Origin of the sequence: Ekhidna sp. (genome assembly GCF_963691765.1) — a bacterium.
In the GTDB taxonomy this organism is placed as follows: domain Bacteria; phylum Bacteroidota; class Bacteroidia; order Cytophagales; family Cyclobacteriaceae; genus Ekhidna.
Map to the genome: position 1 here is coordinate 2,090,875 of NZ_OY829375.1, position 23,281 is coordinate 2,114,155.

Sequence of the window (23,281 nt, forward strand, 5' to 3'; positions counted from 1 at the left end):
GATTATTCTCCGCCTTTAGTGTTCTTCTTTCCGGTTCTGCCATTCAGACTCTTTTTCTGAACATCGTCTTTGGCTTTTGTTCGCTTATTCTTAAGCTCTCGACGTTTTTGTTTTTTGATAATGGAATAAATTCCATCACGCTTTTTGGTCTTGACTTTTTTACCAAGAAATACATTTGTGTCGAGTCCTTTAGCACCTGCAATTGGTGTTCTGGAAAGTCCACTAGTCGCTTGCTCTTGCCTTCCTTGAAAGGCGAAACTTATACCAAAACGGAAATCGATGGCTTTAGCATCAGGTATTGAAAAATTTATCAGATGATCGACAGCCATGTACATTTGAACAGGTCCACCTTTGACTGCAAAAGCTGCCCCAGCATTAAAAAACTGTTGCGGAAGTTTCGTTACACTTATTGAACCAGTAAAGGCTTTGCCAAATTTTTGAGTGACTCCACCACCATACATCATTTTAAATTGGCGCTGAATCCATCGCGATCCTACTGTTACATAGATGTCGGTCTTTGGGCTGTAATGATAGATCCAACTTCCATAGGCGGTAACGGGCAGCCAACTTCTATATGGTTCGAACGTATCTGTTGTTTCAAATTTGCTAAATAATGAATCCTCTAAGGTTTGTTGAATATTGTCCAATTCTTCAAGATTCACTCCACTATAGTTGAATGAAGTGTCATTTAAAGTATAGCTCTTGATGTTTTCTTTCCAATTAATGTATCCTAAATCAACTATAGACCCAGTCAGCGTATAATACCTATTGAGTTTATAGGTTCCTCCAATATCTAATGCTAAACCAGTATTGCCATTCATGACTAAATGGGACCCAAGATCTCCCTCAGTTTCATCGTAAATATCAAATCCAGAGGTGCGCAGAGTTGCATTTTCCCATTCTGCGTCAATTTGAAATGCTTCACCATTTGAGTTTAATATCGCAGTTGTATTTCCTGCGAGACTTGCATTAGCAAAACCTACCAGGAATTTACCTCTTAAGCCCACAGTGAGCTGTTCGTTAATCGGAGCTGCGATGCCAAGACCAAATTCTCTGAAGTGTTGTGCGATCAGTCCAACCTTAGAGATCTTCACATCTTGATTTAAAAATTCATTATTACCATCGGTGAAAACATATTCCACCACTTCCTTTGGATACAAGAAATCAGCTTCTACTCGTTCATTGGCCACGAAACTTAACAAAGCACCAGATTTCAGCTTATAGCCAACATGGAGTAGATTAATCCCGGCCTTTGCGGTTACTGTATTTTGATTTTGAAGATTCCCTATAATTTTAGGAACATCTATTAAGGTTCTATCACTTTCTACCGTGAACCCTTCATTATAACTGAATTTATTATTCATATTCACATGTAGCCCGGAAAGTACGGGTAAACCAAGAAAAAACTTTCCCTCTGGTATCAATGAAGGATTAATGAGATTGTTTTGAAATGTCGCATTACCTAAGTGCTGAAACGAGACACTCGTTTGAGCCTTTAGGCTAAAAACACAGGTTAGTAGTAATATGGTGGTAGCGAATTTCCTCATCTATAGATCTAAATTGAACTTGCCGCCTATCCCGACTTTTAAGCTTAGTGTGTAGTCAGCAAGAATCTTTACATAGATTTCCCTTGATGTTTGTGTGACAGGTGTATTTAAAACCATTGTTATAATTATATGAGAAGCGCCACTTATTAATTCTACTTCTTCCTTAGTTAAAGCAATATCTTCAGTTGCGCCACTTGGGTCTGTCACCTCACCATTGAAATTGATTAATGGTGCTTTAATTACTGGAATGTTAGTAAACCTGTCGAGTTGTTCTTGATCGAATTGAGGATCAGTTGTATCCGTGATAGGGAATAAATTCACACTATCAGCGTCTTGGACAACTAGGTTAACTGCACCGCTAAAGGGCAATTCATTGTTGGAAACAAGTCGAATAAAAGCTGAATCAACATTGCTTAGATCTAGACCATCACCTAATCCGAAAGATCCTTCTTCTTGGAAATTAACAAACTGTACTTCCATAGGAACCTCAAGTGTCACGTTGGCAGTGATTGAACTAGTAGGTTGTAAATAATTACCTGCAGTTGTACTTTCTGGGTTGGATATGCCGGCAACATCAAAAACTAGCCTTTCAGGCGATTGGGATAATAGTTGAACAAGGTTTGAATTGTCTCTGTTGATTTCAACTATGGTTTGAGCTATATCACCTGGAGTAGTAGGTGTTGGGCTATCAAGAGGAGAGCCTTCTATCACTGGATCATTTCTTACAATGTCACCAGTAAGGAATACCTGATTTCCACCTGCACCATCATCTCCAAAAACTCCCTCAAAATCAATTCCAATTGGTACACCAAATAAATTTCTAAAATCAAAAGTTATGCTAGGGTTACCAAATGTTATACCTTCTCTTGCAGTCTGGCTAAAGAAGTCAATTTCAATTGACTGATCACCTACCTGAATTGTATCTTGTCCAAACTTACCATAGATCAAACTAAAACTTTGATTTCCATATGTAAGGTCGAATGATAATGTCTCGGTGCCTGCCAAAGATTGCATACCTGAGAGGGTTACCACAGCATCTAAATCTACAGCTAACGCATTACTTCCACTAGGATCGGTAAGTACAGTTTTATGACCTATCAAAGATCTTGTTTGCATGTCTGTACCACCATTTGAAATATTGCCTGTTACGGTAATAGGATTACCATTGTTGACATTGGTTGTATTAGCTATAGTAAATGTATAAGCTACATCTCCTGCAATTGTTGAGGTGGTGGTAATTGTTAGATCACCAGACTCGTAAAACACAGAATCTAGTTCTTCATTTTCTTGAGGATCGTAACTTATTTCAAAAGAATCTCCGAGGTTGACAGTTCCAGGACCTACTGCAGTAGGGATAGTACCAATTGCGCCGCTGAAATTGATGTCATCGATTTGAACGAGATCGTCTGGAGTACTATATGTTATAGTGTCGTAATAAAGGAGTGTGTATAGTGATGTACTATCTTCCTGAAAGCTTAGCGAGTCTCCGGTTTGATTTGCTACCAAATCACGCATTATATAGGTAGATTCCCCCAAAGGGAAACTAAAAACTCCCGTGATCGGGGTCACCTCTAGATTATCAAACTCCAGCTCACCTACGTTGCAGGATGCAATTAAAGATGCGGAGACTATTATGAACACAAATTTTTTCACCGCTGACAAATTGTTTTAAAATTAAGTCTTATTGAATAATATTTTCATTTTTTCGATTAAAGCCTTCAATACCCTGTAAACCTCCAGTGTGTAATATCACTATTTTAAGATTATTTTCGAATTTATTGTGTTTAATCATATCCCAAACGGCAAAAAACGTCTTTCCTGTATAAATAGGATCAATTGAAACCTCAAAGTTTTCTTTAAACCAATTAATAAAATCGATCAAATCAGGCTGCGTTTTACCATATCCGCCAAAATGATAGTCACTTATAATCTGAAAATTTTGGTTATTAATTTGATGTTTGAATAACAACTTACCTACTTCATCGTGAATAAAATCTCCTTTCAAACTACTTATCCCGACGATTTGATGGTGTTTTTTGGCTGATTTCAGAATCCCAGCGAACGTACCCCCTGTTCCAATTGAAGTTACCAGTACATTAAAATCGAAATCAATTTCTGGAATTATTTCTTCACATCCCTTAATTGCTAATTCATTGGTCCCACCTTCTGGAAGAAAATAAAGTTTTTCGAATTGATTTTTAATCAACTCAGGGTTAGATCTTAATTCTCTGTATTCAGATCGACCCACAAACCTCAGTTTCATCCCAGAATTAGTAGCAAATTTTAGTGTAGGATTGCTGGACTCATCAAGCTCCTCCCCACGAATGATCCCAACAGATTGCAGGTTATTCTCCTTTGCTAAAGCAGCAGTAGCAGCGATGTGATTGCTGTAGGCACCACCCATTGTTACAATTCCAGAACATTCCTTAGCCTTTATAGCAGCTAAATTATACTTAAGTTTTCTCCATTTATTCCCCATGATTTGTGAATGAATCAAATCATCTCTTTTAATAAAAAGACGAATTCCTTTTTGTGCTAAAAGAGGATGGGTTATTTCCTGTGTTGGTGTAGGTAGCCTTACCATGGCTTAAATTTACAGCTATGACGGATGAACCAAGCGAAATTGAAGGAGACCTATATGAGCACCATCATATCAAGGTTGATGCAGGACAAGACTTACTGCGTATCGATAAGTTCTTAATGGATCGACTCCCTAATGTTACTAGAAATAAGGTTCAAGCTGGTATAAAGGAAGGGTTTGTTAAAGTGAATGGTAATGATGTCAAACCTAATTATAAAGTTCATCCATTAGATGAAATTTCAGTGATGTTGCCTGAACCGCCAAGAGATGAAGAATTGGTGCCTGAGGATATCCCTCTTGATATTGTTTTTGAAGATGAACACTTGCTGATTGTTAATAAGCCTGCCGGAATGGTTGTGCATCCTGCCTATCAAAATTGGTCTGGAACACTAGTGAATGCTTTGGCTTTTCATTTTAAGAATCTGCCAGAAATGAAAGGCAATGATGGAAGGCCAGGACTTGTACATAGAATTGATAAAGACACCTCCGGATTGCTTGTAATAGCGAAGACTGAAAAGGCAATGACTGGATTGGCGAAGCAATTTTTTGATCATTCAATCGAACGTACTTACTATGCGCTTGTTTGGGGCGTTCCTGAAGACGAAAAAGGCACCATTAATGTCAATGTCGGCAGGAGTCTTAAAGATCGAAGAATTACCATGGCGTTTCCGGATGGAGACTTTGGTCGCCACGCAATCACCCATTATGAATTGCTAGAGGACTTAAGGTATGTGTCTTTGGTAAAATGCAATCTTGAGACAGGGCGTACTCATCAGATAAGGGCGCATATGCGCTATGTTGGGCATCCGCTATTTAATGATGCTACCTATGGCGGTAGCGAGATAGTAAAGGGGACAGTATTTACAAAATACAAGCAGTTTGTTCAAAACTGTTTTAAGATGTTGCCTCGTCAGGCATTGCATGCTAAGACACTAGGTTTTATTCACCCAATATCTAAGAAAGAAGTTTTTGTCGATTCCGAATTGCCTGACGATTTTTCGTCAGTTTTAGAGAAGTGGAAAACCTACATTGATCATTTAGATTAAAAAAAGGCCTCTCTTATGAGAGGCCTTAGTTTTAAATTCTAGAGATCTTTGGTCGCTTCTTTTAACTCTTCGAGTTTGTTTGAAGTGCCCATTTTATCGAATCCCTTGGTTTCCAATTTTATGTTTCGATACTCAGCATTTTGTTTGAAGTCCTCAATCATCTCTATAATATCCGGGTGGATATAGTGAGATCTTGTGGCATCAATGATAATGTTAGAATTATCAGGAATATGTGCAATTGTATCAATCATACTTGCCTTACTTAGGAAAGTAAGGTTTTCCGACAGCTCTAACTTCAACTTAATTTCTCCACCTTCTTCAGTTTTTTCTACATCATAAGGCTTTTTGAAATTGTTGTAAAGAACTTGGAATATACCTACTACCAAGCCCATTCCAATTCCTATTAGAAGATCTGTAAAGACAATTCCAAGGATGGTGATAATGAAAGGTAGGAATACATCTTTTCCACCTGCCCACATTTGTTTGAAAATAACAGGCTTCGCAAGTTTATATCCTACAATAATCAAAATCGCTGCCAGACAAGCCTTAGGAATTAGGTTTAATATGTCTGGTATTAGAATAACACACACAAGCAATAATACACCATGAAGAATCGCGGACATTTTAGTACGTCCACCAGACTGAATATTTGCAGAGCTTCGAACAATTACCTGAGTTACAGGTAGTCCTCCTATCATACCAGAAAATGCATTACCAACACCTTGAGCAATCAACTCTCGGTTTGTTGGTGTAATCCTTTTCTGAGGATCTAGCTTATCGGTAGCCTCAACGCAAAGTAACGTCTCAAGAGAGGCAACAAGAGCTATTATGGCACCCATGAATATAACATCGAGTCTGAATAATGCGCTCGGATCAAACAATGTAAACTGGTTAAAGAAACCTCCAAAGCTTTCTGAAACAGGTAAGTTTACCATGTGTGACTCACCTGTGATATGTAGAGATGTGCCAGCAAATCCTATGTTTAATAGGATACTAGCCATTACAGCAACAAGTGGGCCTTGGATGATCTGAAAAAGCTTGATCTTCTTAATAAACTTTTGTTCCCAGAGAACGAGAATTGCTGCCGCAATTAGAAAAATTGTTAGCGCTCCTACATCAATATTTTCAGGATATCTAAAAATGTCAATAATCTCTGTGAATGTATTTTTTCCATCGGCTTGAGCAAAGCCTAGGTCTCCTTCAGGGTCTTCATCATAACCAAAAGCATGTGGTATTTGCTTCAAAATGATGATGATACCAATACCTGAAAGCATTCCTTTAATAACTGATGAGGGGAAGTAGTAACCAATAATTCCGGCTTTGATAAAGCCTAGAATGATTTGGAAAACTCCACCAACAACGACAGCTGCTAGGAAAACCTGGTAAGATTCCAAATCTTGTATCGCACCAGCAACAATAACTGCTAAACCAGCAGCAGGACCACTAACGCCGACTTGCGATCCACTTATAATTCCAACAATGATTCCCCCCACAATACCGGCAATGACGCCTGCAAATAGAGGTGCTTCAGAAGCTTGCGCAATTCCTAAACAAAGAGGCACTGCGACTAAAAATACTACCAAACTGGCAGGTAGGTCTGATTTTAAATTACTAAACAGACCAGTCTTTTGACTATCCATAAAAGTTAAAGTTGTGTTAAGTAAAAAGTAATAATCGGATTAACTCAACTCAACTCAGGTGGGGGTGTTTGAAAATCTAAAGAAGGAGTATTCCAGTTTCGAAGTTGGTACGTTGCAAATGATGTTTTAGAGATAAGCGAGTCGTTAGTTAGCAAGATAGAGTTAATACCTGTTGTGGTTTTTTCTTTTTCTTTCTCTTTGCTCTCCTCATGTTCCATTTCGCCATCCACTTCCAATGAAATTGCGTCTATATTTTCAACCAGCACAGTAACTTCTGCTACCATAGCAAAGCATAGGATTAGTGTAAGTACTCTTATGAAAATTTGGTCGCGCATGGAATCGGTAAAACTACGATTTATTACTTAAGGTTCAATGCAAAATGTCTTACGCAAAGTTATAAATCATGTTTTTGTCTTTAATTAAGACCCCAAAAATCTATGATGAGTGGCTTCTGAATTCCAACAATTGATCCAGATATTCACGATTATTGGCAAGCCGAGGAACCTTATGCTGACCTCCAAGCTTACCTCTCGATTTCATCCATGCATAAAATGTGCGTTGAGGTACAACATGGATAGTTGGAGCCTGCAGTGCTATATCCTTGTAACGTTTAGCATCATAATCAGAGTTTACTTCTCTTAGTTTCTCGTCAAGAAGTTGAGTAAAGCGATTGAGGTCATTTGGTTCTCTGGTAAACTCGATGATCCACTCATGTCCGCCTTTATTGCCATCACCTAAATATGTTGGGCCAGCTGTGAAATTATCGATAATGGCATCTGTCTTTTTACATGCTTCTGCAACAGCCACTTCTGCATTATCAATGATTAGCTCTTCACCAAATGCATTGATAAAGTGTTTCGTCCGTCCAGAGATTTTTATTCGGAATGGATCAATGCTGGTAAAAGTTACTGTGTCACCAATTCGATATCTCCAAAGGCCAGCATTGGTGGTTATAATAATGGCATAATTTTTTCCTACCTCTACTTCATCAAGTGTCAAGGTCTTAGGATTGTCGCTATCCAGCTCTGCGAATGGTATAAATTCGTAAAAAATTCCATAATCTAGCATTAATAGCATTTCACTACTATTCACCTGATCTGTGATTCCAAAAAACCCTTCAGATGCATTGTAGGTCTCCATATACCTCATGCTAGAAGAAGGTATCAATTTTTTAAATAGCTCTTCGTAGGGAGTAAATGAGACCGCACCATGAAAAAAGACTTCCAGGTTTGGCCAAACATCTAAAAGATTATTGACATTATTTCTTTCGAGCATCTTCTCAATGAGGACGATCATCCAGGTTGGAACACCGGAAATGTTAGTAACATTTTCGTTTGCCGTGATTTCAACCATCTTATCAATTTTTTCCTCCCACTCGTCCATAAGTGCGATGTCCAGACTAGGTGTTCGCACCATCTGTGCCCACCAGGGTAAATTCTTGAGCAATACAGCAGATACATCTCCATAGTATGAATTGGAATTTTCATCAAATTGATTGATTTGATGACTGCCACCAATTACCAATCCTTTTCCGGCAAACATTTTTGCCTCTGGATAATTGTTGAAATAAATACTTAGCAAGTCTTTGCCACCTTTATAGTGACAATCATCGAGTGCTTCCTGAGATACTGGGATGAATTTACTTCTTGCATTGGTTGTGCCTGATGATTTGGCAAACCAACGTATTTCGGATGGCCAAAGGAGGTTTTGCTCACCTTTCATTAGACGTTCGATGTAGGGGAAAAGATCTTCGTAACCGACTATAGGCACCTTGTTTTTAAAATGCTCATAGTTTTCAATGGTCTTGAATCCAAATTGCTTACCATATTCCGTCTTGTTAGCCTTCTTCACCATATCCTCCAAAAGTTCATTTTGAACCTCATGAGGATATTTCATGAATAGCTCGATTTGATGAATTCTTTTCTTCATCACCCAAGACAATATGGAGTTGAGCAATTCCATTTTCTATACTTTTCTTTTTAGCTCGAAATGTTTACCAAGATAAACTTTCCTTACTTGTTCGTCATTGGCCAATTCTTCAGCAGTACCCGCTTTTAGCAACCTTCCTTCAAACATTAAGTAGGCCCTATCAGTAATAGACAGGGTTTCATTTACATTGTGGTCTGTTATGAGTATGCCGATGTTTTTATTCTTGAGCTGGGCGACAATTGTCTGAATTTCCTCCACTGCGATTGGGTCTACCCCAGCGAAAGGCTCATCTAATAAAACAAAGTTCGGATCTACTGCTAGTGCTCGCGCGATCTCCGTTCTTCTTCGCTCACCTCCTGACAATACTTGACCAAGGTTTTTTCTTACATGCGTAAGGCTAAACTCCTCAAGCAATCCTTCACATTTTTCTTTTTGTTCTTCCTTGCTGAGATCGGTCATTTCCAGGACCGCAAGGATATTGTCTTCGACACTCAATTTTCTAAAGACAGACGCTTCTTGGGCTAGATATCCTATTCCTTTCTTTGCTCTTTGATACATAGGTAGCTCTGTGATGTCTTCCTCATCCAAAAATATCTTACCTTCATTGGGCTTAATTAAACCCACTGTCATGTAAAAAGAGGTGGTTTTCCCAGCTCCATTTGGTCCCAAGAGACCTACAATTTCTCCTGTTCTAACAGTTACAGAAATGTCGTTGACGACTTTTTTCTTTTTGTATTTCTTGACAAGATGTTCTGCGCGTAGTTCCATAAAAGAAGTGCAAGTTATGAATCAATTCTTATATCCATAAGATTAAGAATCAGGGACTTTTGTCCCAAATAGTTATTTTCTTCCAAGTGATAGGCAATTTGAAATGGTTTTCCCACATTTATTTGATCCAACTTGTCTGCCAAACCAAAACCAATAAACTCATATTTCTTCTTATTGTCTATTGACCTTACAAAGCCTTTTAGGTGTTTTTCCTTGATCACTTTTGGAATTTCATCAACGATTGCATTTTTTGTGCCAAAGACAGGAGCCATATTTTTAGGTCCAAATGGTGCCATCTGATCCATCACACTAAAGGTTTTGAATGTAAGAGCAGAGAGGGGTATCTCTGTATCGATTTCGACCTTTGGAATTAGATGAGTTGGATTGATGCTATTACTCACCACATCCTCAAATTTGGAAATGAATGGTTCAACATTGTCTAAAGGTAAGGTGAGTCCTGCCGCATGAGTATGTCCACCAAATTGATCTAATAGATCAGAGCATTCAGAAATGGCATGATGAATATCAAAACCTTCTACAGAACGTGCAGATCCGGTTGCTTTGCCCTTTGATTCCGTTAGAATAATGGTTGGCCGGTAATAGTGCTCTATGCAGCGAGAAGCTACAATTCCAATTACACCCTTGTGCCAATCATTTTTGAATAAGACGGTTGACTTTTTCTTTTTATCAGATTCTTCAATCATTTCCAGCGCCTCGGCAGTGATTGACTGATCAAATTCCCTTCTTTCTTTATTTCTATCATTAAGATTATCCGCAAAAGCATCCGTTTGAGAGGAATCACCAATTAGTAGGTTTACTGATTCTTTAGCATGTGTCAATCTACCTGCTGCATTGATTCTGGGACCGATTGAGAAGACTACATCAGTAATTGAAAACTTCTTTTTCTTGCCGCTAATTTCTATAAGTGATTTGAGCCCGGCTGACGGAGACTGATTGAGCTTTTTAAGTCCGTAAAATGATAGAATCCTATTTTCTCCAATTATTGGCACAAGGTCACATCCAATACTGACAGCTACCAAATCCAAATACTCAAACAGTTTTTCTTTTTCAATGGTATTCTGTTGACAAAACCCTTCGAGAAGCTTAAACCCAACCCCACAACCAGATAATTCGTCAAATGTGTAGTTACAGTCTTCTTGCTTCGGATCTAAGATGGCATATGCTTGAGGAAGAATTTCACCAGGTATATGATGGTCACAGATTATTAAATCTACTCCTGCATCTTTCGCCTGGATGGCCCTATCGATGGCACGTATTCCACAGTCTAAGGCAATTATCAACTTTACATCACTCTCTATTGCATGGTTAATGCCCTTTTCGGAAATACCATAGCCTTCAGTGTATCTGTCAGGAATGTAGAACTCAATATGTTCAGTAAAATTTCTTAAGAACAAATAAACCAAGCTAACAGAAGTCGTACCATCGACATCATAATCGCCATAGATTAAGATTTTCTCTTGGCTAAATACAGCTTCTGTTAATCGATTTACCGCTTTATCCATATTCAGCATTAGAAATGGATCATTTAGTTGAGATAATGAAGGTCTAAAAAAATCTTTTGCCTTATCAAAGTCAGTAATTCCTCGCTGCACCAAAATCTTTGAGAGATACTCGTTAATGTTGAGATCACGACTAAGTTGTTCAACAATTTCTAAGTCTCCATCGTCTTTATATACCCATCTTTTTTCCACGGGTTGAATATATAAAATTGGAACACAAAAAGATTGTTATTGCAGTATATGATGTTGAATGTTTATTTTGTGATCCCTAACAGAATAGGATGAAGATAGCATTGAATGAAATATGGAATTTTTTAAAAATGGTCAACACCAAAGAACAGGGTTGGTCATACTCATTGTGCGCGGGTGCAGTGAAAATAAATTCCATAAGTACTGAAACAATGCTTGCATTAAAGGATGATGATGCTTTCGACACAGAATTGCTTCCATCAATATTTACTTTCAGAGAGATTTTGTGGCAGCCTGATGTGTTTACCGAAGCAAGTATGAGCATTCCATCGCTTCGAATCTTAAGGGCATTTTGTGAAGAGGCGTGTGCTGAGTTAGAAGAGAAGAATGGTGAGGTCAATAAAATCTACATTCCTCTCATCAAAGGAGTAGGGATTTGTTGTGGAAAGGCTATGGAGGCACTTGAGAAAGATAAAGCCGATGTGAAGAAAGTATTGGGAGATTTTAGGACATGTGCATTCCCCGTAATTAAATTTTTCATATACCATCCTAAAAATCGTATTGACTACTTTCAGGATGCCCAGAATAGGCTCAACTACGCCGTGAAGATTATGCTAACGCAGTTTTATGGAAGATATACGGAATTAGAAGATCCTTATTGGAGAGTGTCATTTTCCAAAACAAAGCAAAAAAAAGAGCCGGAGACTAAGTCGGAGGAACAATAGTTTCGAATTTCCAGTTTAGGTTGAACATGCCCAATAAAACACAAAATGAACTGCCCAACAAGAGAAGATTTTTGATTAGAAATCTCTTAAGAGGCTTTTTGTGGTTGGCTGTTATCGTTGTTGGGTTTATCTATCTAAGAAAGAACTATGACTTTACGCTCGAAACTGTTCTTGGACCAGTTTACGATGAGCCAACGATTGTATACCTCATATTTTTAGCTTCCGAAATAATTTTCGGTATCATTCCTCCTGAATTTTTCATGATCTGGTCGCTCAGGAATGAGGTATTGACGGACTACATAAATAATGTGATTGCTCTATCAGCCATTTCATATGTGGCAGGGATAATAGGATTTGGGATTGGTGCATATTTAAAAAACACTAGGTTTTACAGGCTGATGAAAGTAAGAGTGTTTGGCAAATTTGAAAAGCATTTAAACAATTACGGAGGATTTTTAGTAGTAGTAGCAGCATTGACTCCTTTGCCTTTTTCGGGCATTGCAATGCTGGTAGGGTCTGTTCATTATTCATTTAAAAAATATCTATGGTTTTCATTATTTCGGTTTTTGAGGTTTATCGCCTACGGAATAGTAATTTGGGAAGCCAACATCTTCTAATAGGATGAAAAAAAAGGGAGTTTTATTGGTCAATCTGGGAACACCGGATTCAACCGCAGTTTCTGACGTAAGAAAATATTTAAGAGAATTCCTTATGGATAAAAGGGTTATTGACATACCCGCTTTTCCACGGTTTTTACTCGTAAATGGTATTATAGCTCCATTTAGATCTCCCAAATCTGCTGCTGAGTACCGTAAGCTTTGGGACGAGCGCGGATCACCTCTTAAGTATTATACAGAAGATATTACCGAACTCCTTGCTAAAAAATTAGATGAAGAATACTCAGTGAAATTTGCAATGAGATATCAAAATCCATCATTGGAATCAGTTCTTAAAGAATTTCAGAATGAGGAGGTAGCTACACTTCATGTAATTCCGCTTTTTCCTCAGTATGCCTCAGCCACTACTGGCTCCGTTATCGATAAAGTTATGGAAATAACTAAGGAGTGGCAGATCATTCCAGATATCAAATTCACTGCTCAATTTTTAGAAGAAGAACTATTTATCGAGACGATTTGTGATCAAGGGAAAAAACTAATGGACGCTGATTCATATGATCATTACATCTTTAGCTATCATGGATTGCCGGAAAGACAAATAAGAAAAGGATCATACGGAGACTACTGTAAATTAGGCTCTTGTTGTGATTCATTAAACGAACACAATAGGTATTGCTACCGCGCACAATGTTTTGAAACCACAAGACTTGTGGTGAAAAAGCTAGGAATTAAAGAGGAAGACTTTACCGTTTGCTTCCAATCTCGATTGGGTAAGGACCCATGGGTACAACCTTACACGGAGGACGTTCTGAAAGAGCTTGCTCAAAAAGGGAAGAAAAAAATATTGGCTTTTTCACCAGCTTTCGTATCAGATTGTCTCGAAACCACAGTAGAAGTTGGTCAAGAGTACAAAGAAGAATTTATGGAAGCCGGAGGAGAGAAATGGGATTTGGTACCTAGCTTGAACGCAGAGGATAAATGGGTTACTTGTTTAAAAGAGTTGGTAGAGGGTTAGTCAGCTAAGAACTCATCCTCATCTACATCTTCCCAATCAATTTCGAAATTGGCTACTTGCTGCTCCACTCTTTGCATATTCCAATACAATACAATCCAAAGAGAGCAAAAGATTACAACGATGCTAAGGATAAATAACGTACCCCCATCATCATTGACGATAAAGCCCAATTTCGTAAAGTGAAGGAAATTCGCAGCACTAATAATACTCAGTGAAATTATAGCGCCAATAATGTAGTAGTTGGTGAGGAGTAAAATAGTAGAAGCGGCCTCAATACTTGCTATGAGGTATCTTCCCCAAGGTTCCCAACCAATTTGTTCGAAAATCCAGATACTTTCTTCGGCACCACCAAACTTGAACGGGAGGGTTTGGCCAAGAATAATTGCCACAATTAATCTTGGAATGATGTGAATCAGATCTTTCGATTCAAATGAATGAAATATTGGTTTTACTTTCATGCAGTTTCAGGTTGATAAAGCTTTGCAAGCTTTTCAACCGCATAATCTACTTCCTCTAATGTATTGTATTTACTAAAAGAAAAACGAATGGCTCCGCGATTTTGATCTCTATTTAGCTCCGCCAAGACATGTGACCCAATACTTGACCCGCTACTACATGCGCTACCCCCTGAGGCAGACACACCTTCAATATCAAGATTAAAGAGTAGCATATCATTATCATCATTCACAGGAAGGCACACATTCAACACTGTATACAAACTGTTATTGAGATCATTAGATACACCATTAAAAGCTACACCTTCGATGTTGGCTTTTAATTGTTCAATCATTCTTGTTTTAAGGCCTTCTATATGCGTTCGGTGATTACTCATATCAGAGTAGGCGATTTCCATTGCTTTGGCTAGCCCTACGATGCCATAGACATTCTCAGTCCCTCCACGCATATTACGCTCTTGCGCTCCCCCATGAATAAATGGGTGAATCTTATTTTCGTGATTAATGTAAAGGAATCCAATGCCCTTAGGGCCGTGAAATTTATGAGCAGATCCAACAGCAAAATCAAGGTTAAGGTTTTGCATGTCATGTGCATAATGCGCCATGCTTTGAACAGTGTCAGAATGAAAGCAAGCTTCATGTTCCTTACACAGATCACCTACTCTTTCAATATCTAGTAAGTTGCCTATTTCATTATTCGCATGCATTAAGGTAACAAGTGTATGCGGATTGTCCTTCAACAAACTTTCCAGGTGGTCATAGTCAATCTGACCATTGTCATTCAAGTCTACATAACTCACTTTGAGACCTCTTTTTTCAAGTGATTCAACGGTATGAAGGACTGCATGGTGTTCGATCTTGCTTGTAATGATATGCTTGATGCCTTTTTCACTTACAGTGCATCGTATAGCTGTATTGTCAGCTTCAGTACCACCAGAAGTAAAGAAAATTTCTGCCGGCGCTGCATTCAATAAGTCAGCTACTTTTTTCCTAGATCTTTCAATTGCAGTTCGTACCTGACGACCATGCGAATGAATAGATGACGGATTGCCAAAGTGTTCGAGCATATAAGGTTTCATAGCTTCGAATACTTCTAGATCTATTGCCGTGGTAGCAGCATTATCAAAATAGACTTTCATAACATGTAGGTTTTATCCGGAAATCACTTCCTTGATGTCCATTATCAGCTTTTTAGCAAGATGTTCTGCCGTATTCTGACTTTCAGACTCTGCAAAAATACGAATAATCGGCTCAGTATTGGACTTTCGTAATTGCACCCACTCTTTATCAAATTCGATTTTTACACCATCTACCAAATTAATTGGCTGACCCTTATATTTTTCTTTAATTGCCTCAAGAACGCCATCAACATTAATCTCAGGAGTAAGCTCTATTTTATTCTTCGATATATAGTAGTTGGGATAGGTCGCCCGAAGCATTGAGGTGCTTTTGCCAAAGTTGGCAAGATGAGTTAAGAATAAAGCTAATCCAGCTAGTGCATCCCGTCCATAGTGCAAGTCAGGAACAATAACACCTCCATTTCCTTCACCACCAATTACTGCATTGGTCTCTTTCATTTTATTGACCACATGAACTTCTCCTACAGCTGAGGCATTGTATTCACAACCATGCTTTTCTGTAATGTCTCGAAGAGCCCTTGTAGAAGAAAGGTTAGATACAGTATTGCCTTTCTTTTTGGAAAGAACATAATCTGCAACAGCGACAAGCGTATATTCTTCTCCAAATGGTTCTCCATTTTCACAAATAAGTGCTAGCCTGTCAACATCGGGATCTACAGCTACACCCAGATCGTAGTTACCCTTTTCAAGTTCACCGCAGATTTGCTGTAGGTTTTCAGGAAGAGGCTCAGGGTTGTGAGGGAAATTTCCAGTTGGGTCGCAAAAGAGTTCTTTTACTTCAACTCCCAGTTGCTTCAGCATAGGTACTATTGAAACACCGCCCGTGCTATTTACGGCGTCTACTACTACTTTGAAGCCAGCATTTCTGATTGCATCAACATCTACTAATGGATGATTAAATATTTGCTCGATATGATGATCGATATAAAAATCATTATTGGTTAGATTTCCAAACTTCTGCGTTTGAGCAAATTCGATGTCTTTTGAATCTGAGTACTCAAGTACTTTTTTACCCTCTTCGCCTGAGATAAATTCACCATGGCTATTGAGTAATTTAAGTGCGTTCCACCCGGCAGGGTTGTGACTTGCAGTTAAAATTATGCCTCCCTGTGCTCCCTCAGCAATTACCGCCATCTCCACAGTAGGCGTAGTGCTCAATCCAAGATCAATTACATCAATCCCTTGATTAATTAGTGTATTGGCAACTAGTTGGGTAAATGAAGCACCAGAAGGTCTTGCATCTCTCCCAATAACAACTTTAGGGTTTTTGTGGTCATCTTTTAACCAGGCACCATAGCCTGCTGCAAACTTGACAACATCTAAGGGCGATAAATTATCTCCGGCTTTTCCACCTATCGTTCCACGCAGGCCGGATATTGATTTGATTAGTGTCAAAATGTTCAGTGTTTTTAAGCGGTGCGCAAATATAGAAATGTCGCGAAAAGTAGAAAGTCTTAAATCAGAACTTCGCTAGAACCTTATTCACTTCTGAATCCGGATTGCCACAGTCCTCACCAGGCTTAACAGTTTTTCCGCAAAATCCGCAAGACGCACCTTCTTTGTTTAGGTAAGGGTTCTGAGAAGCGCATGTCCCCTTAAATTCTCCGTCTTTTTTTAACAAAATGCGGATAGATAACCCAACAAAAAACAATGCGAAAATTCCGATTCCTAATAATACTACCTGCATTCGTCCCGATTTTGATGCAAAATTAGCCAATTTGCGGCTGTAGATGGTCAACAATTAACACGTCTTTTCAATTCCATTCCTATGTCAAAAAAATCACTTTCTACTCCAGATCTTAATAGACAAGCCAAGCTTGATGCTTTTGATAGGTTATTGACGATTATGGACGAGCTCCGTGAGAATTGTCCATGGGATAAGAAACAAACCATGGAGACGCTAAGGCATTTAACTATCGAAGAAACATACGAGCTATCCGATGCAATTATCGAAAATGACTTAGAAGAAGTAAAAAAGGAATTGGGAGATCTAATGCTCCATATGGTCTTCTACTCGCGCATTGGTGATGAAAAAAAATCCTTTGACGTTGCTGACGTATTGAACTCAGTATGTGATAAACTGGTAAGACGCCATCCTCATATTTATGGAGATGTAAATGCCGAGGATGAAGAAACGGTGAAAGCGAATTGGGAAAAAATAAAGCTTAAGGAAAAGGGTAATCAGTCGGTATTGGGTGGAGTTCCAAAATCACTGCCTGCATTGGTTAAGGCGATGCGAATTCAAGAAAAGGCGCGGGGTGTAGGTTTTGATTGGGATAATCAGGAACAAGTTTGGGAAAAAGTGCAAGAAGAGATGCGTGAGTTCGAAGCAGAATCAGAAAAGGAATTGCAAGCGTCAGAGTTCGGTGATCTATTATTCTCACTTATCAATTATGCCAGATTTGTTGAAATCAATCCTGAGGAAGCACTAGAGCGTACAAATAGGAAATTTATCAAGCGATTCCAATTCTTAGAATCTGAGTCTAAGAAAGATGGTAAGAGCATTGGCGAAATGACGCTCCAGGAAATGGATGAATATTGGGAAAAGGCGAAAAGAATTTAATTTTTCTTTAGTAGAACCTGCACATCATTGAAGTCGTCTGCAGTGGTAATAAACGCTAAAAGTTTCCCCCAATTTTCTGCAGGTTCAAATGAGTTGCGATAATATTTCATAGCATTTATAATAAGTTTATTCTCCTCTATTGATGCTACAGAAATAAATCCGCCAGTTTCATTTTGAACATTAACATTCAATTTGTCCAACCCTTTAATGGTGTAACCTTCCGGAATGATAAGTGAGACCTGATTATGAAACTTTCTAGGATAGTTCATGTAAATGTCAAAGGTTCTATCCTCTTTGTATTCATTCTCTACCACTTGCTGCTTTTCAATTAGACTCCCAATACTCAATAAGTAATTATTGCCTACTTTTTTTAAGAGGTCATCTGTTTCGGCGACATAGTCATATTGGAACTCTGGATTCTTTTGATTTCTACCAGTCTTAAAGATTCTAAATGAGTGGACTGTATCAATGTCAATATCTAGATTGGCCTTGGTCTTTTCTAATAGTTTTTCATTTAACTTTTCCTCTCTGCTTCTCATATATTCTCTTAAAAGATTTCTTGTCTCCTTCTCTTCAATTTTTGAAAGATCTTCTAAAAATGACTTTAAGTCATATTTATCTCTTTCCTCATCTACAAAATCAAATGCATCCATTAAATTTCTTTGCTCATCAAATCTTGTAAGACCTGAAAAAGATTTTGTGATCGAAATTCTTGATTTCATTGATTCTAAATCTACAGTAGCATCATTTATGGTAAATATTTCATTGCGATCAAAAGGGCTTTGAGGTAATTTTTTACTTTCGAAAGTTAAGGGCCCTATGTCGTTTACATTGCTACTTATAAGTACTGATGCTCCATCAAAATTCTCATCAAGCTCGTTAACTAGTGAGTGAGTCGTAAATGAAGTAATGTATATAGGTGGATTTGTGTTTGCACGGATCCCCAAAAGCATTTCTTCTTCAATAATAATGTTGTTTACCGTACCAATTTGAGCTGGAACTCCTACAATAAAGGAGTGAGGGATATTAGCCTTCTTAAAATATGAGCTTAAACTTTTTATCATTGGAGCCCTCCTAAGAGCGATGTAAGAGGAGTTTCCTCTAATGGTCCAATTTTCTTGAAATTGGACAGATAGCATATGTCTTTGATGGTAAAATGCCTCTTTTACTAATACGATTTTATCTTTCTCTCCTTTGTAGTTTGCTTTCATGTACTTTTGGAGATTCCCTATTCCATAAATATTGCTCATCAAGGATCTCAGGTAGTTTGAAATATCTTTTTCGCTAACAGAGGTATTTAGATGGCCTGGATGTGATTTTTTCAAAAGGTTAGGAGCCTGATGAACAATCCCTGGTGAGGCATAGGTAACCTTAAATTTTATGGTAGGTAAACTGCGGTAAGGATAGAAGTAGGGTACGGGATCAACCTTATCTTGATCACGATATTCCAATTCATAAATATCATTATCCCCATCGTTAAGCTTTGTAAAGTTTGGTGCTCCGTTATAGGTTTTCAAATTAATGTAACACCTTCGAAGTACTTTGAACCTAATCTTCCCGTACATCAGGGGATATTTTTCCCTCAGTAGAAAGATTGCAGGATCAAAAGTGTGATACTTCGTAGTTGGAAATTTATATTTTTCTACGATGTAGTAATCAATAATATCTCCAACTTCTAGATTTGGTATTGCAAGCTTAAGAGTAGTAAGTTTAGTAGAGCTGTTTAGCTCCAAATCTTCTTCAACAGCTTCGTTTTCATCTATTATTATTGCGCGCCCATCGGGTTTAATGATTTTAAAGCCGACATAGGTTTCAAGTGAGGTTCCTCTAAAATAGGTGTTCTTTTTAAATTCAAATTGACTGTAATCTGCAAGTGCAGAATTACTCAAAATTTTTACTCGAACGTGAATAGCATTTTGTTCGTATAGGAAGGCGCTAATTGGTGGCTTTTGATAGCTTCTTTCTTCGAATGATGCTATTATTACCGCATCTTCTGAAGCCCACTTTTCAGGAATTTGAGTAGTACTGAACTCTTTATTGGGTTGACCCCACATGGCTACTCTTATATCATTCTTTGAAAATGATTCTTGGGCAATAGCAATAGACGCAATAGTCAAGAGAATATGAAAAAAAGCTAATTTAATTTTCTGCATAGGTGAGAACTATTGGGCTTTCGTAAAATTCATTTAGCTGTTCGATGGCTTGATTCCAAGATTCAAAAAGATCAGGACGAATAATAAGATCTTTAATATCTAGCTTCTTTTCATACATAACCTTACCATCGATTAGTTGATAACTGAGCGAAAATGCATAATTGGATGTATTAATAGTCAACGGATCAGGTAAATATGAAACTTCATAGCCTTCCGGTATCTCTAGGTAAGTAACTGATTGTATATGTCTTCTATTTTGAAAGGCAAAAGGGGACTTCCTGTTCGAAGCTATTTTATCTTCTGACAATTCATTTCTTAAATCCATCTGAACATACATTTCATCTCCAAATTCATTTAATAAATGATCAGATTCATTGAAAATGTCAATTACAATGGTACTATCCCTACTTAACATATTAAGCTTATATCTAAAATCTTGAGAACTACCAGATTGACTAACATAGCTCATCACAAATCTCTCCTTTGTGGAATTTGGTAAATTATTATAGAGATATAAAAACAGTTGTTGTGAATCACCGGTTAAATTAAGTTTTCCTATACTCACTAGTTTACCGTTTAAAACTGTCATCTCTAGATTTATCATTTCAAGATTCTGATCACTAGATGCAATTGGAATTTTATTAATAAAGTAACCTTCTCCATCCTCGATTAGAATCTCCTTTCCTTGTATATGACCAGGTGTATAATTTAAAGGCGCATACTTAGCTGTTGCGTCTAGATATATGGCATTGCCATCCTGGATTACTGAGCAGATCATATGATTATCGACAATCAAGGAAGGGATTTCATAAGAATAAGGAAGATGATTTGTGCCTAGCCAGCTTAATCGTGCATCAAATCCAGCTATTTTGAGCATGGCCTTCAGCAAATTTGCCATCCCTTTACAGTCACCGTACTTTTTTTCAAATACTATGTGAGCATCTTCTGGCTGGAAACCCATTATTCCATCTTCAAATGCGATGTACTTAATATTGTCTTGTACCCAATAATAAATGCTCTTAATTTGATCTTCTGGATTTTTACCTTCTACCAGTTTAGAAACTGTTGATTCCAGGCTCTCATTATTGTTATTAACATTTGAGACTAGAATTTTATACCAACTGTACAATCCATCTAAATCATTTATTAACTCAATTCTCTCACCATTTGCAGGATGTGAGAAAGCTTTTGTTAAAGCGATTAAATGAGGAGAATAGAATGATGTTGAAGGTGTTCGTTCCTCATTTTCTAGTTTTGAAGGCCATTCCCAAGTATATTCAATACCCTTTTTTCCTTGAATATCTAAGTCAGTAACTTCAATATTTTGTCCTTCGAAATGGAAAGTAAGAAGCTCAACATCAATCCAATCAGGCCATATGACTTTCACTTTTCTGGTTTGTCCAGGCAAGATGAACGGAAGGTTTACTTTGGTAAAGTATCTTGGGTCTTTATATATCCTCTCACTAGTAAGTTTTACAGATTCATTTTTAACATTAAAGTCAACTGTATAAGTACAAACTTTAGCATCAGAGTAGAATATTCCACTTTGTTCGACATGTCCACATATTTTCTGACCTCTGTACTTACGACCATACTTGTTCCTGAGATCAATATCTGATAGTTCGATTTGATCATTATAGAAAATTGGCCATGTAAAACTTACATTGGTTTTTAGAGCAATCAGTTCAACTTCATCTGTTTGCTTAACTCTTATTTTCTCTTCTGTTTCGTCCCAATAGTATTCGTAGGTGGAAGAAAATTCTTTGAACCCTACTTCAGAGTCTTGATATTTTCTTTCAAGACTTTGAGACATTGTCCATGATGAAATAAAAATTGATAGAAGGATTGCTAATTTTCTAATCATTCCTCAAATGCCCATTCAATTTTGTCCTTCATGTCTTTTACTACAATTCCTTCGGACTTTAGTTCGGCGCGCAACTTATCTACTCGATCAAAATCCCGATTAAATTTTGCGTCTTTATACTCACCTAAAATGGTTTCTATAAGTTTTTGATAGTCTACATCTCCCTCAACCTTTAGACCCAAGACATCCTTAGCAAATCCAAGGAAGGTGTCCTTCATTTTAGTAAACAACTCTTTGCCAATTTCTCCGAATTTCAACTGGCCAGTATTCAATGAGTTTATCTTCTTAACCAGATTAAATAAGTGTCCTATTGTTAAAGCTGTATTGAAATCATCGTTCATTGAATAGTAGAGGTTGTCAAGCATCTTGCCAATTTGCTCTACTTGCTTATCGTTCAATTGCGCGCCATCGTCTTTCCATTCCATTTCCTCTATGATTCGCATCCCATTGGCCAGCCGGACGTATCCTTTTCTAGCTGCTTCTAATGCTTCGTTGGAAAAATCAAGAGTGCTAGCATAATGAGACTGCATCATAAAAAACCGAATAGTCATTGGACTATAGCCTCTGTCCAGCAATTCATGATCACCACTCATTAATTCTCGAGGTAAAAATGAGTTACCTAACGATTTACTCATTTTTTGACCATTAACAGTAAGCATATTGGTATGCAGCCAATATTTGGCTCCTCCATGACCATGAGTCCCCACATTTTGAGCAATTTCACATTCGTGATGCGGAAATTTTAAATCCATACCACCACCATGAATGTCGAATTCCTCCCCTAAATACTTGGTGCTCATTACAGAACATTCCAGGTGCCATCCAGGAAATCCGTCACTCCATTCAGTTTTCCATCTCATAATATGCTCAGGAGCTGCTTTTTTCCATAAAGCAAAATCAAGTGGGCTTCGCTTATCACTACCTCCATCAAGATCACGTGTCTCAGTCAATAAGTCTTCAATCTTTCTTCCACTAAGTATTCCATAAGAATTGTCATTTTCCTTGTGAAATTTTTCAACATCAAAATATACAGACCCATTGGACTCATAAGCGTATCCATTTTCAATCAACTTTTGAGTCATCTCTACTTGTTCCATCAGATGCCCAATAGCGGATGGTTCAATATCTGGTGGTATGGCATTAAAAGCCAACATTACATCATGGAAGTCATTAGCATACAGCTGTACGATCTCCATTGGCTCAAGTTGGTCCAGCTTTGCTTTCTTAGATATCTTATCTTCACCAGTATCTGATAGGTGTCCCACATCCGTTATGTTACGAACATATCTGACTTTATAACCTATAAATTGGAGATAACGATAAACAACATCGAAGCTTAAGAAAGTACGAACATTTCCAAGGTGAACATTGCTATATACCGTTGGTCCGCATACATACATACCCACGTGCGGAGGGTTTAATGCCTTGAATTCCTCCTTCTGTCGAGTGATCGAATTAAAAACCTTCAATTTTCCTATCATGAGCATGTATTATGTGTCGCAAAGAAAGCTATTTATCGAAAATTTAATG

The 23,281-nt window shown here is 37.8% G+C and carries 20 protein-coding genes; 5 read left to right on the forward strand and 15 right to left on the reverse strand.

Annotated features, from left to right (window positions below; genetic code table 11):
• Positions 1 to 2: 2 nt before the first annotated feature.
• The 3 genes from ACY650_RS09570 to ACY650_RS09580 are packed head-to-tail and all read right to left on the reverse strand — an operon-like array spanning position 3 to position 4,131.
• Positions 3 to 1,547, reverse strand: coding sequence for a DUF5723 family protein (locus ACY650_RS09570; protein ID WP_462254129.1), 1,545 nt, complete (start codon positions 1,545 to 1,547; stop codon positions 3 to 5).
• Complete coding sequence (locus ACY650_RS09575) at positions 1,548 to 3,200, reverse strand: hypothetical protein (RefSeq protein WP_462254130.1); 1,653 nt, start codon at positions 3,198 to 3,200, stop codon at positions 1,548 to 1,550.
• Positions 3,201 to 3,228: 28 nt separating this feature from the next.
• On the reverse strand, positions 3,229 to 4,131 hold the full coding sequence (locus ACY650_RS09580) for a 1-aminocyclopropane-1-carboxylate deaminase/D-cysteine desulfhydrase (RefSeq protein ID WP_462254132.1): 903 nt from the start codon (positions 4,129 to 4,131) through the stop codon (positions 3,229 to 3,231).
• Between the two features lie 17 nt (positions 4,132 to 4,148).
• Here ACY650_RS09580 and ACY650_RS09585 point away from each other — a divergent pair, with 17 nt between their 5' ends.
• Positions 4,149 to 5,174: an RluA family pseudouridine synthase gene (locus ACY650_RS09585; RefSeq protein ID WP_462254134.1), complete on the forward strand. Its 1,026-nt coding sequence runs from the start codon at positions 4,149 to 4,151 to the stop codon at positions 5,172 to 5,174.
• Positions 5,175 to 5,212: 38 nt separating this feature from the next.
• Here ACY650_RS09585 and ACY650_RS09590 read toward each other — a convergent pair whose 3' ends face one another.
• From ACY650_RS09590 to recJ, 5 genes are all read right to left on the reverse strand, one after another.
• The gene (locus tag ACY650_RS09590; RefSeq protein ID WP_462254136.1) at positions 5,213 to 6,814 is read right to left on the reverse strand and encodes a SulP family inorganic anion transporter; all 1,602 of its coding nucleotides are present in this window, start codon (positions 6,812 to 6,814) and stop codon (positions 5,213 to 5,215) included.
• Between the two features lie 44 nt (positions 6,815 to 6,858).
• Positions 6,859 to 7,149 carry a hypothetical protein gene (locus ACY650_RS09595; RefSeq protein ID WP_462254138.1) on the reverse strand — a complete coding sequence of 97 codons (291 nt, stop codon included), beginning with the start codon at positions 7,147 to 7,149 and terminating at the stop codon, positions 6,859 to 6,861.
• Between the two features lie 100 nt (positions 7,150 to 7,249).
• Positions 7,250 to 8,776 (reverse strand): GH3 auxin-responsive promoter family protein, encoded by a 1,527-nt coding sequence (locus tag ACY650_RS09600; RefSeq protein WP_462254140.1) that lies wholly within the window; start codon positions 8,774 to 8,776, stop codon positions 7,250 to 7,252.
• Positions 8,777 to 8,779: 3 nt separating this feature from the next.
• A complete protein-coding gene (lptB, locus tag ACY650_RS09605; RefSeq protein WP_462254142.1) occupies positions 8,780 to 9,511 on the reverse strand; it encodes an LPS export ABC transporter ATP-binding protein in 732 nt (243 codons plus the stop codon).
• Positions 9,512 to 9,525: 14 nt separating this feature from the next.
• Positions 9,526 to 11,223, reverse strand: coding sequence for a single-stranded-DNA-specific exonuclease RecJ (recJ, locus tag ACY650_RS09610; protein ID WP_462254144.1), 1,698 nt, complete (start codon positions 11,221 to 11,223; stop codon positions 9,526 to 9,528).
• Positions 11,224 to 11,312: 89 nt separating this feature from the next.
• On the opposite strand from recJ, the gene ACY650_RS09615 reads away from it, so the two are divergent.
• The 3 genes from ACY650_RS09615 to hemH are packed head-to-tail and all read left to right on the forward strand — an operon-like array spanning position 11,313 to position 13,577.
• The gene (locus ACY650_RS09615; protein ID WP_462254146.1) at positions 11,313 to 11,945 is read left to right on the forward strand and encodes a hypothetical protein; all 633 of its coding nucleotides are present in this window, start codon (positions 11,313 to 11,315) and stop codon (positions 11,943 to 11,945) included.
• 26 nt (positions 11,946 to 11,971) lie between these two features.
• Positions 11,972 to 12,562, forward strand: coding sequence for a VTT domain-containing protein (locus ACY650_RS09620; RefSeq protein WP_462254148.1), 591 nt, complete (start codon positions 11,972 to 11,974; stop codon positions 12,560 to 12,562).
• Positions 12,563 to 12,566: 4 nt separating this feature from the next.
• Positions 12,567 to 13,577, forward strand: a complete 1,011-nt coding sequence (gene hemH, locus ACY650_RS09625; RefSeq protein WP_462254150.1) for a ferrochelatase — start codon at positions 12,567 to 12,569, stop codon at positions 13,575 to 13,577.
• On the opposite strand, the gene ACY650_RS09630 is transcribed toward hemH, so the two are convergent.
• The 4 genes from ACY650_RS09630 to ACY650_RS09645 all read right to left on the reverse strand — a co-directional run bounded on the left by ACY650_RS09630 (position 13,574) and on the right by ACY650_RS09645 (position 16,858).
• Entirely contained in the window at positions 13,574 to 14,035 is a 462-nt protein-coding gene (locus ACY650_RS09630; protein ID WP_462254152.1) for a DoxX family protein, read from the reverse strand. The genes hemH and ACY650_RS09630 overlap by 4 nt on opposite strands.
• On the reverse strand, positions 14,032 to 15,171 hold the full coding sequence (locus ACY650_RS09635) for a cysteine desulfurase family protein (RefSeq protein ID WP_462254154.1): 1,140 nt from the start codon (positions 15,169 to 15,171) through the stop codon (positions 14,032 to 14,034). The genes ACY650_RS09630 and ACY650_RS09635 overlap by 4 nt, the downstream gene beginning before the upstream one ends.
• A gap of 12 nt (positions 15,172 to 15,183) precedes the next feature.
• Complete coding sequence (gene glmM / locus ACY650_RS09640; RefSeq protein WP_462254156.1) at positions 15,184 to 16,566, reverse strand: phosphoglucosamine mutase; 1,383 nt, start codon at positions 16,564 to 16,566, stop codon at positions 15,184 to 15,186.
• A 64-nt stretch (positions 16,567 to 16,630) separates the two neighbouring features.
• Positions 16,631 to 16,858 carry a hypothetical protein gene (locus ACY650_RS09645; RefSeq protein WP_348279408.1) on the reverse strand — a complete coding sequence of 76 codons (228 nt, stop codon included), beginning with the start codon at positions 16,856 to 16,858 and terminating at the stop codon, positions 16,631 to 16,633.
• A gap of 81 nt (positions 16,859 to 16,939) precedes the next feature.
• On the opposite strand from ACY650_RS09645, the gene mazG reads away from it, so the two are divergent.
• Entirely contained in the window at positions 16,940 to 17,734 is a 795-nt protein-coding gene (gene mazG, locus ACY650_RS09650) for a nucleoside triphosphate pyrophosphohydrolase (RefSeq protein WP_462254158.1), read from the forward strand.
• On the opposite strand, the gene ACY650_RS09655 is transcribed toward mazG, so the two are convergent.
• From ACY650_RS09655 to cysS, 3 genes are read right to left on the reverse strand one after another with little or no spacing between them, the layout of a single operon-like run.
• Positions 17,731 to 19,887, reverse strand: coding sequence for a DUF3857 domain-containing protein (locus ACY650_RS09655; protein ID WP_462254160.1), 2,157 nt, complete (start codon positions 19,885 to 19,887; stop codon positions 17,731 to 17,733). The two genes, mazG and ACY650_RS09655, sit on opposite strands and share 4 nt — an antisense overlap.
• Positions 19,874 to 21,751 carry a transglutaminase-like domain-containing protein gene (locus ACY650_RS09660; protein ID WP_462254162.1) on the reverse strand — a complete coding sequence of 626 codons (1,878 nt, stop codon included), beginning with the start codon at positions 21,749 to 21,751 and terminating at the stop codon, positions 19,874 to 19,876. The genes ACY650_RS09655 and ACY650_RS09660 overlap by 14 nt, the downstream gene beginning before the upstream one ends.
• On the reverse strand, positions 21,748 to 23,232 hold the full coding sequence (gene cysS, locus ACY650_RS09665; protein WP_462254164.1) for a cysteine--tRNA ligase: 1,485 nt from the start codon (positions 23,230 to 23,232) through the stop codon (positions 21,748 to 21,750). Before cysS ends, ACY650_RS09660 begins: the two co-directional genes overlap by 4 nt.
• Positions 23,233 to 23,281: the final 49 nt, after the last annotated feature.

Coding starts and splice junctions, on each gene's coding strand:
- ACY650_RS09585 (WP_462254134.1), top strand. CDS start 4,149: ATGACGGATGAACCAAGCGAAATTGAAGGAGACCTATATGAGCACCAT.
- ACY650_RS09600 (WP_462254140.1), bottom strand. CDS start 8,776: ATGGAATTGCTCAACTCCATATTGTCTTGGGTGATGAAGAAAAGAATT.
- lptB (WP_462254142.1), bottom strand. CDS start 9,511: ATGGAACTACGCGCAGAACATCTTGTCAAGAAATACAAAAAGAAAAAA.
- ACY650_RS09655 (WP_462254160.1), bottom strand. CDS start 19,887: ATGCAGAAAATTAAATTAGCTTTTTTTCATATTCTCTTGACTATTGCG.
- ACY650_RS09635 (WP_462254154.1), bottom strand. CDS start 15,171: ATGAAAGTCTATTTTGATAATGCTGCTACCACGGCAATAGATCTAGAA.
- ACY650_RS09645 (WP_348279408.1), bottom strand. CDS start 16,858: ATGCAGGTAGTATTATTAGGAATCGGAATTTTCGCATTGTTTTTTGTT.
- ACY650_RS09615 (WP_462254146.1), top strand. CDS start 11,313: ATGAAGATAGCATTGAATGAAATATGGAATTTTTTAAAAATGGTCAAC.
- mazG (WP_462254158.1), top strand. CDS start 16,940: ATGTCAAAAAAATCACTTTCTACTCCAGATCTTAATAGACAAGCCAAG.
- ACY650_RS09580 (WP_462254132.1), bottom strand. CDS start 4,131: ATGGTAAGGCTACCTACACCAACACAGGAAATAACCCATCCTCTTTTA.
- ACY650_RS09595 (WP_462254138.1), bottom strand. CDS start 7,149: ATGCGCGACCAAATTTTCATAAGAGTACTTACACTAATCCTATGCTTT.
- ACY650_RS09570 (WP_462254129.1), bottom strand. CDS start 1,547: ATGAGGAAATTCGCTACCACCATATTACTACTAACCTGTGTTTTTAGC.
- ACY650_RS09660 (WP_462254162.1), bottom strand. CDS start 21,751: ATGATTAGAAAATTAGCAATCCTTCTATCAATTTTTATTTCATCATGG.
- ACY650_RS09590 (WP_462254136.1), bottom strand. CDS start 6,814: ATGGATAGTCAAAAGACTGGTCTGTTTAGTAATTTAAAATCAGACCTA.
- cysS (WP_462254164.1), bottom strand. CDS start 23,232: ATGATAGGAAAATTGAAGGTTTTTAATTCGATCACTCGACAGAAGGAG.
- hemH (WP_462254150.1), top strand. CDS start 12,567: ATGAAAAAAAAGGGAGTTTTATTGGTCAATCTGGGAACACCGGATTCA.
- ACY650_RS09620 (WP_462254148.1), top strand. CDS start 11,972: ATGCCCAATAAAACACAAAATGAACTGCCCAACAAGAGAAGATTTTTG.
- ACY650_RS09630 (WP_462254152.1), bottom strand. CDS start 14,035: ATGAAAGTAAAACCAATATTTCATTCATTTGAATCGAAAGATCTGATT.